Origin of the sequence: Tunicatimonas sp. (assembly GCF_049647865.1) — a bacterium.
Lineage (GTDB): Bacteria > Bacteroidota > Bacteroidia > Cytophagales > Cyclobacteriaceae > Tunicatimonas.
This window is the reverse complement of sequence record NZ_JBARYM010000472.1, coordinates 1-1,882: the sequence shown is the minus strand read 5'-3', so window position 1 is coordinate 1,882 and position 1,882 is coordinate 1. Positions and strand designations below refer to the sequence as shown.

The window sequence follows — 1,882 nt, the reverse complement described above, 5'->3', positions numbered from 1 at the left end:
GATAATCCTACAGTAGAAATTCCAGTACAGTTAACAGTTACTGGCACTCCCGAACTAAACGTATCGAGCCGACGTGCACAATTCGGTGAAGTGTATCGTACATTCTCCAAAAAAAGAGAGTTAGTTGCCAAAAACAAGGGAACAGATACTCTTACAATAAATAATATAGTATCTGACAATGAGCTATTTACTGTAGAATCAGTTAATATAATGATTGCCCCCGGAGAAAAGTATACTTTTCAAGTAGTATTCTCCCCACAAGACTTAAGCGAACAAGCTGGTCAGATCACTATCAGTAGCAATGATCTGCAACAGCCTGAGATGGCGGTTTTACTGGACGGAATAGGTTTAGAACCTCCACCACTACTAATTAGCCCATCGGAAATAGTAGCTGAGGTAGTTCAAAGTGATAGCCTAACCCGAGGAGTTCGCTTGCAAAATACTAGCTTTACCGACACATTAAGATGGTCAGTTGACGAGGTATTACCTAGTTGGTTGACAATGATAGACTCTGCCGGAAGCTTGCTGCCCCGAGAAGTCGGCAGGTTTCGTTTTAAGCTAAAGTCCGGAAATGAGGAGTTGGGTCAGTACCGCACCAATATCCGCTTCCAGTTTTTTGATGATGAGTTAGAAGTTCTTCCCATAACAATGGTAGTAGTTGAACCAAACCTGCCTCCAATTTGGTCTGACTCATTGGTAAATTTCTCAATAGCTATTAAACGGGGTGAGGCTCGTTTTAACGTAGCAAGCTTCGTAACCGACCCGGAAGGAGATCCTCTGCGTTTCAGTTTTCAGTGGAAAGGTAACGCTATTGCTTCCGCCCGTACAATGGATAGCATACTGTTAATTAATCCGTGGGAAATAGGTAAGTCTGAGGGTATTATCAGGGTGACCGATGCGGTTGGAAACAAAGCAGAAGTCACTTCAGTAATAACCATACTGCCAGAAAATCAGTCGCCTCAGCCAATTCAGGATACGCTAGCGGTAGCAATACGGCTACAGGGTGAATCGGCTAGGCTAAACTTGGATTCGCTATTTTCCGATCCCGATCAAGATTCGCTTACCTATAGTTTCACTCGTCCTTCTTTCTCTTCCAATGATTTAGGCGTATTAAAAAGCTCAGTGGTAGACCTCCGAATTGAAGATAAACTATTAATTGGGCAGGCCAATGCCTTGGGCGAACAGGAAGCAATTTTGTATGCCTACGATCCCGTAGGTGAATATTCTAGCGTAACGCTGCTCATCTCAGTATTACCCCCCAACCAAGCCCCGTTGGTAAAACAGCAGCTAAATACTCAATATTTAGTAGAGTACCAGCAGTGGGAGATTAGTCTCTCAACTATTTTTACTGATCCCGATGGCGATACACTAATGTTTCAGGCGGCGGTAGCCGATCCGGATGTAGCTCAATTGGAACTTACGTCTGACTCACTGCGAATAACCGCCCGATTAGTTGGGGAAACAGAAGTTCAGCTACAGGCGCAGGACCAAGCAGGTGATTTTGCTATACTAACATTTAACCTAAAAGTGGATCAGGTTACCGCTATTTCATCTATTCCAGCAGATGAAGTATTTAATATTTATCCAAATCCGGCAACCAACTGGATTACGATAGACTATGCTGGGGTTCAAGCTATTAAGATATATAATACGCAAGGATTAGAGTTAAACACCAAAGCACTATTGCCTGGAGATAATGCCCGATTCTCCGTAGCTTCATTGCCAAGTGGAATATATTCGTTGGTGGTTTTTACAGAAAACGGAAAGACGCAGCGCACCTCATTCATCAAGGAGTAACCGTTTTATCCTATCAAATTACGTTTAATAATTTTGGTAAAAACGGTTTAGTTGATCGGTAAGCTGGTCGTAGAGTGGTTTGGTG

General features: G+C 43.0%; 1 protein-coding gene. It reads left to right on the top strand.

Annotated features, from left to right (window positions below):
- On the top strand, nucleotides 1-1,797 hold a 1,797-nt coding region (locus tag WBA23_RS14055; RefSeq protein WP_424582911.1), incomplete at its 5' end, for a T9SS type A sorting domain-containing protein.
- Nucleotides 1,798-1,882 lie beyond the last annotated feature (85 nt).